The 14,375-nt window shown below is 66.6% G+C and carries 17 protein-coding genes; 1 reads left to right on the plus strand and 16 read right to left on the minus strand.

Going from position 1 to position 14,375, the window contains the following annotated elements; translation table 11 throughout:
* Positions 1-467 precede the first annotated feature (467 nt).
* The 15 genes from cobU to SARO_RS01685 are packed head-to-tail and all read right to left on the minus strand — an operon-like array spanning position 468 to position 12,867.
* Positions 468-995, minus strand: coding sequence for a bifunctional adenosylcobinamide kinase/adenosylcobinamide-phosphate guanylyltransferase (gene cobU / locus SARO_RS01615; protein ID WP_011443984.1), 528 nt, complete (start codon positions 993-995; stop codon positions 468-470).
* Positions 992-2,479: a cobyric acid synthase gene (locus SARO_RS01620; RefSeq protein WP_041549915.1), complete on the minus strand. Its 1,488-nt coding sequence runs from the start codon at positions 2,477-2,479 to the stop codon at positions 992-994. The genes cobU and SARO_RS01620 overlap by 4 nt, the downstream gene beginning before the upstream one ends.
* Positions 2,467-3,417, minus strand: a complete 951-nt coding sequence (gene cbiB, locus SARO_RS01625; RefSeq protein ID WP_011443986.1) for an adenosylcobinamide-phosphate synthase CbiB — start codon at positions 3,415-3,417, stop codon at positions 2,467-2,469. Before cbiB ends, SARO_RS01620 begins: the two co-directional genes overlap by 13 nt.
* Positions 3,410-4,393: a threonine-phosphate decarboxylase CobD gene (gene cobD, locus SARO_RS01630; RefSeq protein WP_011443987.1), complete on the minus strand. Its 984-nt coding sequence runs from the start codon at positions 4,391-4,393 to the stop codon at positions 3,410-3,412. The genes cbiB and cobD overlap by 8 nt, the downstream gene beginning before the upstream one ends.
* A complete protein-coding gene (locus SARO_RS01635; protein ID WP_011443988.1) occupies positions 4,390-5,130 on the minus strand; it encodes an adenosylcobinamide-GDP ribazoletransferase in 741 nt (246 codons plus the stop codon). Before SARO_RS01635 ends, cobD begins: the two co-directional genes overlap by 4 nt.
* Entirely contained in the window at positions 5,127-5,696 is a 570-nt protein-coding gene (locus SARO_RS01640) for a histidine phosphatase family protein (protein ID WP_011443989.1), read from the minus strand. The genes SARO_RS01635 and SARO_RS01640 overlap by 4 nt, the downstream gene beginning before the upstream one ends.
* Positions 5,693-6,709: a nicotinate-nucleotide--dimethylbenzimidazole phosphoribosyltransferase gene (gene cobT / locus SARO_RS01645; protein WP_011443990.1), complete on the minus strand. Its 1,017-nt coding sequence runs from the start codon at positions 6,707-6,709 to the stop codon at positions 5,693-5,695. Before cobT ends, SARO_RS01640 begins: the two co-directional genes overlap by 4 nt.
* Positions 6,706-7,113, minus strand: coding sequence for a DUF1636 domain-containing protein (locus SARO_RS01650; RefSeq protein ID WP_011443991.1), 408 nt, complete (start codon positions 7,111-7,113; stop codon positions 6,706-6,708). The genes cobT and SARO_RS01650 overlap by 4 nt, the downstream gene beginning before the upstream one ends.
* 25 nt (positions 7,114-7,138) lie before the next feature.
* Complete coding sequence (gene bluB / locus SARO_RS01655; protein ID WP_083455651.1) at positions 7,139-7,786, minus strand: 5,6-dimethylbenzimidazole synthase; 648 nt, start codon at positions 7,784-7,786, stop codon at positions 7,139-7,141.
* A gap of 14 nt (positions 7,787-7,800) precedes the next feature.
* Positions 7,801-8,427 carry a cob(I)yrinic acid a,c-diamide adenosyltransferase gene (cobO, locus tag SARO_RS01660; RefSeq protein WP_011443993.1) on the minus strand — a complete coding sequence of 209 codons (627 nt, stop codon included), beginning with the start codon at positions 8,425-8,427 and terminating at the stop codon, positions 7,801-7,803.
* Positions 8,417-9,181, minus strand: a complete 765-nt coding sequence (cobF, locus tag SARO_RS01665; RefSeq protein ID WP_011443994.1) for a precorrin-6A synthase (deacetylating) — start codon at positions 9,179-9,181, stop codon at positions 8,417-8,419. Before cobF ends, cobO begins: the two co-directional genes overlap by 11 nt.
* Entirely contained in the window at positions 9,178-10,512 is a 1,335-nt protein-coding gene (locus SARO_RS01670; RefSeq protein WP_011443995.1) for a cobyrinate a,c-diamide synthase, read from the minus strand. The genes cobF and SARO_RS01670 overlap by 4 nt, the downstream gene beginning before the upstream one ends.
* Positions 10,509-11,294 (minus strand): precorrin-4 C(11)-methyltransferase, encoded by a 786-nt coding sequence (gene cobM, locus SARO_RS01675; RefSeq protein ID WP_011443996.1) that lies wholly within the window; start codon positions 11,292-11,294, stop codon positions 10,509-10,511. The genes SARO_RS01670 and cobM overlap by 4 nt, the downstream gene beginning before the upstream one ends.
* On the minus strand, positions 11,291-11,671 hold the full coding sequence (locus SARO_RS01680; RefSeq protein WP_011443997.1) for a cobalamin biosynthesis protein: 381 nt from the start codon (positions 11,669-11,671) through the stop codon (positions 11,291-11,293). Before SARO_RS01680 ends, cobM begins: the two co-directional genes overlap by 4 nt.
* Positions 11,668-12,867, minus strand: coding sequence for a bifunctional cobalt-precorrin-7 (C(5))-methyltransferase/cobalt-precorrin-6B (C(15))-methyltransferase (locus SARO_RS01685; protein WP_011443998.1), 1,200 nt, complete (start codon positions 12,865-12,867; stop codon positions 11,668-11,670). The genes SARO_RS01680 and SARO_RS01685 overlap by 4 nt, the downstream gene beginning before the upstream one ends.
* A 7-nt stretch (positions 12,868-12,874) precedes the next feature.
* Between SARO_RS01685 and SARO_RS01690 the strand changes: the two genes are divergently transcribed.
* Positions 12,875-13,636, plus strand: coding sequence for a cobalt-precorrin-6A reductase (locus tag SARO_RS01690; RefSeq protein ID WP_011443999.1), 762 nt, complete (start codon positions 12,875-12,877; stop codon positions 13,634-13,636).
* Here the strand turns inward: SARO_RS01690 and cobJ are convergent.
* Positions 13,600-14,373: a precorrin-3B C(17)-methyltransferase gene (gene cobJ / locus SARO_RS01695; protein ID WP_041549922.1), complete on the minus strand. Its 774-nt coding sequence runs from the start codon at positions 14,371-14,373 to the stop codon at positions 13,600-13,602. The genes SARO_RS01690 and cobJ overlap by 37 nt on opposite strands.
* Between the last annotated feature and the right edge of the window lie 2 nt (positions 14,374-14,375).

Consider the following 14,375-nt stretch of genomic DNA (forward strand, 5'->3'; position numbering starts at 1 on the left):
AAAGCCCAACCGGCTTCCCTAAAACTCGCCGTTCATTCACCACGTGGGATGACTTGCTCGAATGACCCGGTCTGGGACAATGCTGCCGTTCGACGTGCGCCGCTCAAACGGCAGGCTTCGCCGCAACCCGCCTTAGCTAGCGTGAGATGGGGCGGATGGGGGTCTGGGGCAAAAGGTTTCCGGCTCAGGTGTCAACACCGGGACAAAAAACGGGCCAGGCTGTCAAAACCGGTCGACAGTCGAGCACTGGCGCACTTCGGTGATTACCTCTGCGGTCGGGGATCCCCGCGTCCGAAGGCGTAGTCGCTAATCAGCGAGCCGCAGACACCGTTATTCCCGCTACATCATCTAGTGGCAGCTGTGCACCACAATGATGGCCGGCGGCCTCACCGACACGCTGGATCTGGCTTTGCTCCATACCACCTGCCCCCACGAGTTGCACAGTGGCAAGTGGTATGGCTAGCCGCTCATCCTTTAGGTTTCAGCGTCAAGGGAAGGCCGGCGAACATTATGACTGCCTCTTCAACCAATGCCGCTATTTCCTGATTGATGCGGCCCGCAACATCGCGAAACCTTCTGGCAAGGGCGTTGTCGGGTACAATGCCCAGACCCACTTCGTTGGCGACCAGAATGACCGGCCCCCGTGCGGCTGAAAGCGAGCGCGTCAGTCCTTCCGTAGCGGCAGCCGTATCGCGTTCCGCCAGCATCAGGTTCGAAGCCCACAGCGTCAGGCAATCGACCAGCACCACCGTCTCGGGCGTGCTATATACCGTGATCGCCTCCGCCAGTTCCAGGGGGGCCTCGACGGTTGACCAGCGCGGCCCACGATCGGCACGGTGCAGGGCAATCCGCTCGCGCATCTCGTCATCGAAGGCCTGGGCTGAGGCCAGATAGATCAGTTCACCCGCCAGGGCCTCTGCCCTGCCTTGCGCATAGCGGCTCTTGCCCGAACGCGCGCCGCCCAGCACCAGCAAGTGGGACAAGGCGCTGCTCATGCGCTGTCTCCCGCCGGGACGGAAGCGGGTCTCTCCGCCATGGCCAGCGCCACCAGCGCGTCAATATCGAGATGCTCCTCAAGCGCGGCTGCGATCTCGTCCAGCGCCGCCTCGACAGAGGCGCCATAGTCCACGCCCCCGGCTTCTACATCCATGCGCGACAGCAGCGCCCGGCGCAGCTCCGCATCAGCCAGCAGGCCGTGGACATAGGAACCAAACACCGTGCCGCCCGCATTTATCGCGCCATCGCGGCGGCCATCGGCGAAAACGGCGAAGGGCTGTTCCGTATCCGGCCCGTTGGTTTGCCCCATGTGCATTTCATATCCCTGGAATGGCGCGCCCATCGCCAGCCCGCTGACCGGACGCAACGCCTTGTGCGCGTGCAAGGTCGTTTCAACATCAAGCAGGCCAAGGCCGCTGGCAGCGCTGGCCGAACCTTCAAACCCATCGGGATCGGCGATGCTTTTGCCGAGCATCTGGTAACCACCGCAAAGCCCAAGGATCAGCCCGCCGCGCCGGTGATGCGCAAAAATATCGATGTCCCAGCCCTCTGCACGCAGAGCGGCCAGATCGGCGATTGTCGACTTTGACCCGGGCAGGATGATGAGTGCGGCCTCTGCCGGGATCGGCTGGCCGGGCGGAACCATGTGCAGGTCCACACCATGTTCGAGCTTCAGCGGATCGAGGTCATCGAAATTAGATATGCGCGGCAGGATCGGACAGGCGATCAGCTTGCGGCTTTCAGCCCGCGCCTTGCCGCTCTCCAGCACCACGGCATCCTCGCTGGGGAGCCGCGCCGCCGCGCTCAACCATGGGACAACGCCGAAGCCGCGCCAGCCTGAGAGGCTTTCGATCTGGGCGTAGCCATCGGCGAACAGGGCGGGATCCCCCCGAAACTTGTTGATGATGAAACCCTGGATCATCGCCGTGTCGGCGGGGTCGATGATCGTTCTCGTGCCAACGATGGCGGCAATGACTCCGCCGCGATCAATATCGCCGACCAGCACGACGGGCACGCCTGCCGCTCGCGCAAAGCCCATATTGGCGATGTCGCCAGCGCGCAGGTTGATTTCCGCAGGAGAGCCGGCACCCTCGACAACGACGATGTCGCACGCCCGGCGGAGCCGGTTATAGCTGGCCAGAACTTCGCCGAGCAGCGCGCCCCGTGCCTGCCGAAAATTGCCCGCGCCCAATGTGCCGCGCACCCGACCATGCACGATCAGTTGCGATGTGCGGTCGGCCTGCGGTTTCAGCAGCACCGGATTCATGTCGGTATGCGGCTCCACCTTGCAGGCGATTGCCTGCAAGGCCTGCGCCCGGCCGATCTCGCCGCCATCGCTGGTGACGGCAGCATTGTTCGACATGTTCTGCGGCTTGAACGGCAAGACCCGCAAACCCCGCTGCACCAGGGCGCGGCACAGCCCCGCCACCAGCACGGATTTGCCCACATCAGAGCCGGTGCCCTGAAGCATTATAGCGCCCATGCTGCACCTCCTGCAATACCGGCCGCCATGAACCACAGGCACAGACATGCACGGGCGTAGATGCCCAATCCGCGCCAAATATCCTCTGTCCGGGCCGGGCGGTCTCCCTCCCCAATCCAGAGCTTGTCCGAAAGAATCCCGTCATAAGCGATTGGCCCAGCCAGGCGCAGCCCCAGCGCCCCAGCCATCGCGGCCTCGGGCCAGCCCGCATTGGGCGAGGCGTGCCTGGACGCATCGCGCCACAATATCCGCCAGCCACCCCCGCCGCACAGGCAGATCAGCAATCCCGACAGGCGCGCTGGAATGAGGTTCATCGCATCGTCGGTGCGGGCCGCAGCCCAACCATAGGCGCGCCATCGCTCCTCGCGGTGCCCAATCATGCTGTCGGCGGTGTTGATCGCTTTATAGGCCCAGATACCGGGCAGCCCCAGCACCAGCAGCCAGAACAACGGCGCGACCACCCCGTCGCAGAAACTTTCCGCCAGACTCTCGATCGCCGCGCGGGCAACACCCGCGTCATCAAGCGCGGCTGTATCGCGGCCAACGATCATGCCGACTGTGGCGCGCGCGGCTGGCAGATCCTGCCGCTCCAGCGCATCGGCAACGAGGCGGACGTGGTCGTACAGGCTGCGCTGCGCCAGACCCGGCCAGGCCAGCACAGCGATCAGGGGCCAGGCCCAAGGCCCGGCGATTGCCACGAGCAGACTTTGCAGCACCCAGCCCGCACCGCCCGCCATACCCAGCAGGATCAGGACGGTGACCGCCCCGGCCATGCGCCGCTGTCCATCGGAACGCGAGGGGACATTCCAGCGCCGTTCCAGCGCGGCGATAATCCGCGCAAAGATGCCCACAGGATGGCCGATCCGGCGATACAGCGGCTGAGGCCAGCCCACTGCCGCGTCGAGCACCAAGGCCAGGAAAGCAGTCAGATCAATCATCAGCCAGCGCCGCATCAAGGCGATCCAGCGCCTGTCGGTCGGCGGGCAGGCCCAGGCGCAGCCAGCGCGGATCGTAATCGAACGGCCGCGTCAGGATGGAATGGCGCGCAAGGCGTTCGAACAGCGCGGCGGCATCGTCCGTTTCGATCAGCCGGAACAGCGGGCAAGCACCTATCGCGCTGTAGCCCCGCCGCGCCAGCACCGCGTCCAGCGCATCCGCCTGTTCACGCAAGGCCATCCGCATGGCGGCTGTCCAGTCCACATCCTGATATGCCGCTGTGCCGATGGCCAGCGCCGCTGCCGATAGCGGCCAACTGCCCAGCCGCTGCCGATATTGCGCGATCAGCGCGCGCGGTCCCAGCACAAAGCCGAGCCGCACCCCGGCCAGCCCGAAGAATTTGCCGAACGAGCGGAAGATAATCAGCCGCTGTCCGTCCTGCACATGGGCGGCAAGGCTGCTGTGCGGGGCGGCATCGGCAAAGGCTTCGTCCACGACCAGCCACGCTGCGCTGTCGCGCCGCGCCGCCAGCCAGCCAAGCAGGGTGGCAGGCGACATGATCCGGCCATCGGGGTTGTTGGGATTGGCAAGGATGATGGTCGCCTCCTCCGTTCCGGTCAGCTCGGTCAGGGCTACGGGGCGGCTGCGGGGAATCATTTCGCCATGGGTGCGATAGCTGGGCTGGGCGTGGATGGCAGCGCCGGGCAGGATGTCACCCAGCATCCGCAGGCCGATCTCCGTGCCTGGTACGGCACAGACATGGGCTGGGTCAGTGCCGAAACAGGCGGCGGCAGCGGCCTCCAGATCGTTCAGCGCGCCGGTGTCGGGCAGCGCCTGCCAGTCCACTGCCAGATTGTCCGCGCCGGGCCAGCCATGCGGATTGATGCCGGTGGACAGGTCGATCCACGGCGCCTTGCCCATGCCGAACTGCGCCATGGCATCGGCCAACCTGCCGCCGTGAAAACTGAAGCTGTTCATGTCGTGTGTATCCATAGGCCCGTGATTGCCACGCTCAGCAGCAAGCCGGTTTCGATCAACTCGATGCCTGCACCATGGCCATCGCCGGAAATCCCGCCCAACGCGCGGCGCACGTGCCACCCCCACCACAGAACGAGCAATGGTGTGACAAGCAGCGCCGGAGTGAACCACGCCGCCGCTGCCAGCGCGGCCGCCCAGCCCGCAAGATCGATCGGGCCGATGGCGGAACGGAATCGAGCCGCCAGCCCCTGATGCAGCGGCATCAGCCACCATGTCCACACCAGCGGGCCGATGCGCGCGGCAAACGGCACCAGTACCAGCGCGCCAAACGCCCGTGCATCCACCAGCATATCCAGCAGCACCAACTTGCTCAGCAGTTGGAGCACAATCGCGACAACGCCGAAGCTGCCGACATGGGGATCGGCCAGAACGGCCAGCAGCCGCTCGCGATCTTTATGCGCCGCGCCGCTGGCATCGGCGAGGTCGGCCAGGCCATCAAGGTGCAGCGCGCCGGTCACGCCCACCCAGACGATCAGTGCGGCTAATGCGCCCAGCCGGTGATCGACCAGCGCGCCTGCCCATGCGGCTCCCGCAACCGCTGCACCAATAACCAGGCCTACAGCGGGAAACCAGCGCATCGACCGGGCAAACGCGGCATCATCCACGACGATTGTCCGCAGTGGAGCTGGCATAGGCAGCCGCGTCAGGAATTGCAGGGCGATGATGAAGCCCCTCACGGATAAAGCCCCGCGATCTGTGCCGTGGGGGTTGCTCCGGGCCAGACGCGCAACGTCAGCAGGCAATTGTAGGGCAGGTCAACGGCCCACGTCTGGTGCATGTCAAACCCGCACAACACCGCCAGCGCCGCCCGCATCGCGCCTCCATGCGTGACGATCAGCGTCGGCCGCGCGGCCAGATCGCCAAGGGCGCTGGATACTCGTTCCACCAGCGCCGACCAGCGTTCTCCACCGGGCGGCGCATGGCCATCGGGATCGTCCCAGAACCGCGCCAGTGCCGCGCCTTCTACATCGCCGGGAGCCATCCCGTCCCATGCGCCAAAGTCCAGTTCGCGCCAGCGCGGATCGATTGACAGCGGCACACCGGTCGCAAGGGCAATGGCCTCGCCCGCCAAACGCGCCCGCGACAGGTCGGAAGCGATCAGCACTTCAGCCGCCAGATTCCGCGCCTGATCGGCGCAGGCCGCGATACCGGCGGCAATAGGCGGCGCATCGGTAAGACCAATCAGCCGCCCCGCGCCTTCCGGTTCACCGTGGCGCAGGAGATAAAGGGGAAAGCTGCTCACAGGCCGTCTGCCACCCCGGCCTGCGCAAAAGTGGCCATGCCGTTGTGCGTGGCCAGCGCTGCCCGGATTACCGACACGGCCAGCGCCGCGCCGCTGCCTTCGCCCAATCGCATCCCCAGCGACAGCAGGGGATCAAGGCCCAGATGCTCCAGCAAGCGGATATGCCCCGGTTCAGCCGAACAATGGCCCGCCAGACAATGATCGGTGATCGCCGGAACGGCGGCGGCCAGCGGCGCCAGTGCGGCGCAACTGATGAACCCGTCCAGCACCACCGGGATGCGCAGACGGCGCGCCTCCAGCACGGCCCCGGCAACGCCTGCGATTTCGCGCCCGCCCAACCGGCGCAGGATTTCAAACGGGGTGTCCGGCGCATCGGCATGAAAGGCCAGCGCCCGCTCTACCACGGCTACCTTGCGCGCAATTCCGCCCGCATCAACGCCCGTTCCCGGCCCGGCCCATTGCGCGGGACTGCCGCCATAACTGCGCGCGCAAAGCGCGGCGGCGGCGGTTGAATTGCCAATGCCCATTTCGCCAACGACCAGCAGGTGCAGCCCCGGCTCCACCACCGCCGCTCCGGCAGCAAGTGCAGCAAGGCACTCCGTCTCGTCCATTGCCGCAGCGATGGTGAAGTCCGCCGTGGGCCGGTCCAGATCGAGTGCGATGACCCGCAGATCAAGTCCGGCGGCCCCGGCCAGTGCGTTGATGGCGGCACCTCCGGCAGCGAAATTGCCGACCATCGCGGCAGTCACGCTGGCGGGAAAGGCGCTGACCCCGTGGACAACGAAGCCATGATTCCCGGCAAAGATCGCCGCGCGGCCCTGTTCGATCACCGGCTGCGCCGTGCCCTGCCATCCGGCCATAAACACCGCGATGTCTTCCAGTCGCCCCAGCGATCCGGCGGGCTTGGTCAGGCTGGCCTGCCGCGCCCGCGCAGCGGTGATGGCGTCCGCATCGGCCACAGGCAAACGCTCAAGCGCCGCTTCAAAGGCGGCAAGGGACGCAAACCGGCTCATTCCGCAACGAAGCCCTGCGGCGGGGTGCGGGTTATGAAATGCCCCTTCACGCCTTGCGGCCATTGCTTGAACGGCACCCGGCCATGTTCGCTGGCGGCATAGTGGACCGCATAGTCCAGAATGGCGGTGGCGGCGTCCTCGTCCGGCGTGAACCGGCCCAGAACATAGCCGACCTTGCCGGGCGCGCGCAGGTGGATTGTGCAGAAATCGGTGCAGGCGAACAGGCACGGCATCTCCTGCACCGCCACCCCGGCATAGCGCGCGTCGCTCTCCTGTACCTGTCGCAGCGCCGCCACCAGTTGCGCGCCGCCGCGCGTCCCGGCGGAGTCCTCACGCGCATCGGCGCTATGGCGGCAAGTGTTGCAGGCCACGATAGCGGGGCCGTCCTCCACGGGTATCAGCATGGTTTTCTGGTCCTTTGATTGAAAATCATCGTTCGAACACCCGGTCGCTCCACGGTTCACGCGGTTGCCAACCGTGCCGTTCCAGTTCGGGTGTGTCGGATGTGTCTGCCGGATAGCCAATGCACAGCAGCGCGATCAGCGACCAATGCGCGGGTACATCCAGCATGGCCTGAACCAAAGGCGGATCAACGATCGACACCCAGCCAAGGCCAATGCCGCGCAGCCGTGCCGCGAGCCAGAGATTGTGGATCGCCAGCACACAGGAATATCGCAGCATTTCAGGCATGGTGGCAATGCCAAGGCCGTGCCCCGCCTCGGGCAGTTCATCGCAGAACACCGCCATCAGTTCGGGCGCTTCACGCAAGCCGTGCAGCTTTAGCGACAGGTAGTGATCGTGCCGCGCCTGCCCGGCATAACGCTCCGCCGCTTGTGCACTTTGCCCATCGGCATGGGCGGCCAGCGCCTCGCGGATGTCAGGCGTCCGCACCCGCACAAATCGCCACGGCTGCGCATTGCCGACCGACGGCGCAAGCGAGGCACAGGCCAGCAGCGCGCGCATGTCCGCTTCGCCCACGGCGCGGCGGTCGAAATGCCGGACATCGCGCCGCCAGCGCAGCAATTGCATGAATTGCTCCGCAAATTCCGCGCCGAACACAGGCGGGACCGCGCTCAGAACTCGATCCCCGGTCAAAATTCAATGCCGGCCTGGGCCTTCACGCCGGAGCGGAATGGATGCTTGACCATGGTCATTTCGGTAACAAGGTCGGCCGCCTCGATCAGCGCCTCGGGGGCGTTGCGGCCTGTGACGATAACGTGCTTCATCATGTCGCGCGCGGTCAGCACCGCCACCACTTCATCGACCGGCAGATAATCATACCGCAGCACGATGTTCAGTTCGTCGGCCAGCACCATGTGATAGCTGGGATCGGCGATCATGCGCTTGACCTCGTCCCAGCCGGCGCGGGCGGCCGCGATATCGCGTGTGCGGTCCTGCGTGTCCCAGGTAAAACCCTCGCCCATCGGCTTGAATTCGACATTGTCGGGAAAGGCATCGAACACGGCCTTTTCACCCGTTTTCATCGCCCCTTTGACAAACTGGACCACCCCCACTTTCATGCCGTGGCCAATGGCGCGAACCACCATGCCCAGCGCCGCGCTGGTTTTGCCCTTGCCCTTGCCGGTGTGGACGATCAGCAGGCCCTGTTCGCGGGTCTTGCTGGCCATGATCTTGGCCTGCGCGGTCTGCTTCTTGCGCATCTTTTCGGCGTGGCGGGCATCGCCGCCTGCAACTTCTACTTGGTTTTCAGGTTCCATCGGCCAATTCCCTTCGCATGAGATAGACATCCATGATCCAGCCATGGCGCGCGCGCAGTTCCGCCCGGCGCAACGCGATCCGGGGACCGGCTTGCGCCAGGGGGCCCTGTTCCAGCGCCTCGTGCGCCATGCCCAGATAAGCGCCCCACCAGATGGTGATGCCTTGCGGTTGCAGCCCCTCGAACGCGCAACCGCTGTCAAGCATCACGACAATCGTGTCGGCTCCGGCAGGCCAGCCATGGGCGCGCAGCAGCCGCCCGGTGGTGATCGTCACCGGGCCGGCCAGCGGGTTCAACGGCATGGCATGGGCAGCGGTCAGCGCCTGAATACTGGTGATGCCCGGCACCACCCGCACGGCGATTTCCACCCCCGCGCTGCGCAGCCGGTCAGCAATGCGCAAGGTGCTGTCATACAGCGAGGGATCACCCCAGACGAGCAGCGCCAGCTTGCCACCGCCGGGCAAATGTTCGGCGATCTGCACCCGCCACGCATCGGCAATGGCATCATGCCAAGCGTTGACGTCATCCAGATAAGTGGCCCCATTGCCGCGCACTGGCAAGTCAAATTCCACAATCCGCGTTGGCCCCGTCAGCACCTGCGCGCAGATCTCCCGGCGCAGGTCGATCAGATCGGACTTGGCCTGCCCCTTGCGCGGCAACAGGATCAGGTCGGCACGGTTCATCGCCGCGACAGCCTGCGCTGTCAGGTGATCGGGGTTGCCAGTGCCGATACCGATCAGGTGGAGGTCGATCATTGGGCATCTCGGCACGAAGCGGGCGCGATCATGTGGAAATAGCTGCCGGTGACATGGCCGCGATGCGATCCGCTTTCGGCCACCGCCGCGCCTTCGGCATCGGTCACAAGCGCCAGCGGCGCGTCGCTCTGTTCGGCAATGGTTGAATAGTGGAACTCGTGCCCGCGCAGCCTGGTCCCGGCGGCAAGGCGCGATACCGGCACCAGCAGTTCGGCATGGCGATAGCCAAGGTGCATCTTGCGCTGGGCATGGCTGGTGACAAGCCCCAGCAGCCCGGCCATCCGGTGCCGTTCTCCGCTCTTGTCGATCAACCCCTGCCCCAGCACCATATAGCCGCCGCATTCGCCGTGCACGGGCCGCGTTTGCGCATGGCAGCGCAGGCCGGACAGGAATGTTGCAGCCGCCGCAATGGTCCCGGCGTGCAGTTCGGGATAGCCGCCGGGCAACCACACCAGATCGGCATGGGCGGCAGGCGCTTCATCGGCCAGCGGCGAGAATGGCAGGATCTCCGCCCCGGCGCGCCGCCAGCCTTCGATCAGATGCGGGTAGACGAACGAAAAGGCCGCATCGCGCGCCATGGCGATCCGCTGGGCCGGAGGGGCAGGCAGGTTGCCGCCGTCGGCTTGTGGTGCGGCACCAGCGGCAAGGCGAATAACGTCAAGATCGACATGGGCGCGCAGGAACGCTGCAAACTCGGCAATCGCGCGATCAAGGTCGGGATGCTCCACCGCCTGAACCAGCCCCAGATGGCGTTCGGGCAGGGTCAGGTCGCCGCGCCTTGGCAGGGCGCCCAGCACCGGAATGCCCACCGCCTCCATGCCCTTGCGCACCAGCCGTTCATGACGCGGACTGGCCACGCGGTTCAGGATCACCCCGGCAAATGGCAGCCCCGGATCAAGGCTGCTGAACCCCAGCGCGGTGGCGGCGGCGGACTGCGCCTGCCCCGACACATCCAGCACCAGCACGATCGGCCAGCCCATCCGGCGGGCCATGTCGGCGCTGGCACCATTGCCCGACGCACCCTTGCTGGCCACGCCATCGAACAACCCCATCGACCCTTCGGCCAGCACCATGTCCGCGCCCCCGGCCTGCGCCGCAATGGCAGCGATCAGATCGTCCTCCATCGCCCAGCTATCGAGATTGAACGACGGCCTGCCACTCGCCGCGCGGTGAAACGCCGGGTCGATATAGTCCGGCCCGCTCTTGAACGGCTGCACCGCCAGCCCGTCTTCGGTCAGGGCGCGCAGCAGGCCCAGCATCACCGTGGTCTTGCCTGTGCCCGATGCGGGGGCGGCGATCATCAATCCCGGAGTCTGGTGGCGCGCGCTCATTCGGCCGCACCGCCAAAACGTGACGTGGCATCCTGCGGCCTGAACCGGCGATCATAACCGGGCGCATAGAGGCTGCTTTCGGCAAAATCCTGCGCCGCCAGCACCCGCCCGACCAGGATCAGGGCGGTGCGCTCCATGCTCCCGGCGATGGCCTGTTCAATAGTGTCGAGCGTGGCGCGCACGATCCGCTGATCGGGCCAACTGGCGCGCCAGACCACCGCGACGGGGCAATCCGCGCCATAGGCCGGCGTCAGGTCCGCCACCACTTGCGCCAGATTGTGAACCGAAAGGTGAATGGCCAGCGTCGCGCCGGTCACGGCAAAGTTGGCCAGGCTTTCGGCGGGCGGCATCGTGCTGGCGCGGCCCGGTGTGCGGGTCAGCACCAGCGATTGCGCCAGCGCGGGCAGGGTCAGCTCTGCCTCCAGCGCAGCGGCGGCGGCGGCGAAAGCCGGGACGCCGGGTGTGATCGTAAAGGGAATGTCCAGCGCGCGCAGGCGGCGCAACTGCTCGCCCATGGCAGACCACACCGAAAGATCGCCCGAATGCAGCCGCGCCACATCGTGCCCGGCGGCATGGGCGGCGGCGATTTCGGCCATGATCTGGTCCAGTTCCAGCGGCGCGGTGTTCACGATCCGGGCGCCCGGCGGGCAATGATCCAGCACGGCGACCGGGATCAGCGACCCGGCATAAAGGCACACCGGGCTGCCCGCGATCAGATCGCGTCCGCGCAAAGTGAGAAGATCGGGCGCGCCGGGACCGGCGCCAATGAAGTGGACGGTCATGTCGGGGTTCCCTGAAGGTTGACACTGGCAGCAATGGCGCACGTCGCCATGCGATCGGGGGAGATGTGGCGCGGCGACAGCAGGCGCGCACCCGCGCCAGCAGCGGCAAGCGCGGACGCTTCGGCCACGCTGCCGACGTGACGAGCGTTCAGGCTGGCGATGGAGCGCGTGGGGGTGGAAACGGCAGCCAGTGCATCGGACGCCACGCCCATCAGCGGCAGGCCCAGCGCTTCGGCCAGAGGGAGCAGCGCTGCGAGCTTGTCTTGCGCCGTGGCCAGATGCGTCACCGGCGGTTGCCCCTGCTCCGCCAGCGCGAACGCCGCGCGCAGCGAAGGCAGGCCGACGCCTGACCGAAAGCCGAACCCGGCGATGATCACAGCGTCACGCTCCATTGCACCACCGGATAGCGCGCGCGCCAGCCGTGCCGGTTGCCCAGCGGTGCGGCGTCGGCCAGTTCGATGCGCAGGAGGCTCCCGCCCTTCTGGCCATGCCACCGGGCTAGCAGCGCTTCTGATTCCAGCGTCACCGCATTGGTCACCAGCCGCGTTCCGGCGGGCAAACGTGCCCATAGCGTGTCCAGCAAGGCTTCCGATAAACCACCGCCGATGAACACCGCATCGGGCAATGGTCCCGGTGGCAGGGCATCCGGCGCAATCCCGACGACAACTTTCAGCCGATCAACGCCCAGCGCAGCGGCGTTGGCCCGCACACGGTCCGCGCGCACCGGATCCGCCTCTATCGCACAGGCCCGGTTGGCCAGGTGGGCCAGCAGCCATTCGATCCCGATCGATCCCGATCCCGCGCCAATATCCCACAGCAGCTCACCCGCACACGGGGCCAGCGCCGATAGCGTCAGCGCGCGTACCGGACGCTTGGTCAACTGCCCGTCGGACGCAAACCAGTGGTCCGGTCGGCCCGCCGTCAGCGGCAAGGACGGGCCATGCCCGGCACACTCGATCCCGGCCGCTACCGGATGGGCGATGTCGGTGAAAGACAGCCCCTCGGCGCGCGCGGTGCGAACCCGTTCGCGCGGCCCGCCCAGCGCTTCCATCACATGCAACGCTGACGCGCCAAAGCCTTGGCCGGTCAGATAGTCCGCCAGCGCGGCCACCGCCGCGCCATCGCGCAACAGTGCAATGACGCGCCGCCCTGGTGCCAGGTGGGGCTTGAGCCGATCTAACGGCGCGGCATGGAGACCAAGACAGGCCACATCCTGAACCGGCCAGCCCAGCCGCGCAACCGCCAGCGTGAAAGTGGAAGGCGCGGGGATCGCCACCCATTCGCCCGGATCAAGCAGGCGCGCCACACTGCTTCCCGCCCCGAACCAGAACGGATCGCCCGATGCCAGCATCACCACCCGCTGCCCGCGATGTTGCATCAGCAGGGCAATGCCATCGGCAAAGGGTACTGGCCATTCGATCATGGTACAGGTAATCGCGGGCAGCAGCGACAGGTGCCGTGCCGGTCCCATGACCAGTCCGGCCTGCGCCAGCGCCGTGCGGGCGGCGGCGGAAAGGCCGTCCGGCCCGTCCTCGCCAATGCCGATGATCGTCAACCACGCTTCAGGAGCCATATCAGCCATGCCCAACGTCCTCCTGCTGGGCGGCACGACAGAGGCCAGCGCGCTTGCCCGCCTGCTTGGCGCGCGGGGCATTGCGACGACGCTCAGCTATGCCGGACGGACCGAAAACCCCCGCGCTCAACCGGTGCCGGTGCGTGTCGGCGGGTTCGGCGGTGTGGCGGGGCTGGCCGATTATCTGCGCCACCACCGCGTGACTCATCTGGTGGACGCGACCCACCCCTTTGCCGCAACGATGAGCAGCCATGCCGTGGAGGCGGCCCGCCTGGCCGGAGTGCCTCATGTAGCGCTGACCCGCCGGGCGTGGCAACCGGTCGCCGGAGACCGCTGGACCCGCGTTGCCAGCATCGACGGTGCGGTGGCAGCGCTGGCCGGGCACTCCCGCCGCGTAATGCTGGCGCTGGGCCGGATGCATGTGGCAGCCTTCGCTGCCCAGCCGCAGCATCATTATCTGTTGCGCTTTGTCGATGCGCCAGACCAGCCGCCGGGCTTGCCCCATCACACCCTGATCGTCGATCGCGGGCCGTTCACCGCCACAGGCGACAGCGCATTGATGGAGGCGCACGCCATCGATCTGGTGGTGTGCAAGAACGCTGGCGGGCAAGGCGCAGAGGCCAAGCTGATCGCCGCACGGGATCTGGGCCTGCCGGTCCTGATGATTGATCGCCCTGCCGTTCCGGGCCGGGCCGAATGCTATCGCCCGGAAGATGTACTGGTCTGGCTGGGTCATGACGCCGAACCCAAGGCCGAACGCGACGTGTAGAGGATCGGACCGAGCTTTCGCCCACTTGTCCGTTCGATGATCCGCGTCAGGCTTGATCCGACGATCACCATGGTCCGCATGTCGGCCATGTCTGCACGGGCCTGACCCAGCGGTACGATCCGCAATTGCTCGTCGGGCGTCGATACGGCGCGGGCGAACAAGATCGGGCGATCCGGGCCGCACACTTCGCGCAGCAATTCCAGCACACGTTCGAAACCTTCGGGCCGGGCTTTTGACCTCGGGTTGTAGAAGGCCATGGCAAAGTCCGCCTCTGCCGCCAGCCGCAACCGTTTTTCGATCAAATTCCACGGCTTGAGATTGTCCGACAGATTGATCGCGCAAAAATCATGACCCAGCGGCGCCCCCGCCCGCGCGCTGGCGGCCAGCATCGCGGTGATGCCGGGCAGCACCCGGATGTCGAGATCGCGCCAGTGGGCCGGGCCTGCCTCCAGCGCCTCGAACACGGCGGCGGCCATCGCGAAAACGCCCGGATCGCCCGATGATACCACCACCACGCGCCGCCCCTGCGCCGCGAGTTCCAGCGCATGGGCGGCCCGGTCCAGCTCCACCCGGTTATCGGACGGATGCAGTGTCAGCCCGGCGCGCGGGGCGATCCGGGCGACATAGGGAATATAGCCGATGACATCGCTTGCCCCGGCCAGAGCGGCGGTGACTTCGGGCGTAATCAGCGCCTCGTCGCCCGGCCCCAGACCGGCGATGGCCAGCCAGCCGCTCATGG

This window comes from Novosphingobium aromaticivorans DSM 12444, assembly GCF_000013325.1.
In the GTDB taxonomy this organism is placed as follows: Bacteria; Pseudomonadota; Alphaproteobacteria; order Sphingomonadales; family Sphingomonadaceae; genus Novosphingobium; species Novosphingobium aromaticivorans.

Coding starts and splice junctions, on each gene's coding strand:
- cobU (WP_011443984.1), bottom strand. CDS start 995: ATGAGCAGCGCCTTGTCCCACTTGCTGGTGCTGGGCGGCGCGCGTTCG.
- SARO_RS01620 (WP_041549915.1), bottom strand. CDS start 2,479: ATGGGCGCTATAATGCTTCAGGGCACCGGCTCTGATGTGGGCAAATCC.
- cbiB (WP_011443986.1), bottom strand. CDS start 3,417: ATGATTGATCTGACTGCTTTCCTGGCCTTGGTGCTCGACGCGGCAGTG.
- cobD (WP_011443987.1), bottom strand. CDS start 4,393: ATGAACAGCTTCAGTTTTCACGGCGGCAGGTTGGCCGATGCCATGGCG.
- cobT (WP_011443990.1), bottom strand. CDS start 6,709: ATGAGCCGGTTTGCGTCCCTTGCCGCCTTTGAAGCGGCGCTTGAGCGT.
- SARO_RS01650 (WP_011443991.1), bottom strand. CDS start 7,113: ATGCTGATACCCGTGGAGGACGGCCCCGCTATCGTGGCCTGCAACACT.
- cobO (WP_011443993.1), bottom strand. CDS start 8,427: ATGGAACCTGAAAACCAAGTAGAAGTTGCAGGCGGCGATGCCCGCCAC.
- cobF (WP_011443994.1), bottom strand. CDS start 9,181: ATGATCGACCTCCACCTGATCGGTATCGGCACTGGCAACCCCGATCAC.
- SARO_RS01670 (WP_011443995.1), bottom strand. CDS start 10,512: ATGAGCGCGCGCCACCAGACTCCGGGATTGATGATCGCCGCCCCCGCA.
- cobM (WP_011443996.1), bottom strand. CDS start 11,294: ATGACCGTCCACTTCATTGGCGCCGGTCCCGGCGCGCCCGATCTTCTC.
- SARO_RS01685 (WP_011443998.1), bottom strand. CDS start 12,867: ATGGCTCCTGAAGCGTGGTTGACGATCATCGGCATTGGCGAGGACGGG.
- SARO_RS01690 (WP_011443999.1), top strand. CDS start 12,875: ATGCCCAACGTCCTCCTGCTGGGCGGCACGACAGAGGCCAGCGCGCTT.
- cobJ (WP_041549922.1), bottom strand. CDS start 14,373: ATGAGCGGCTGGCTGGCCATCGCCGGTCTGGGGCCGGGCGACGAGGCG.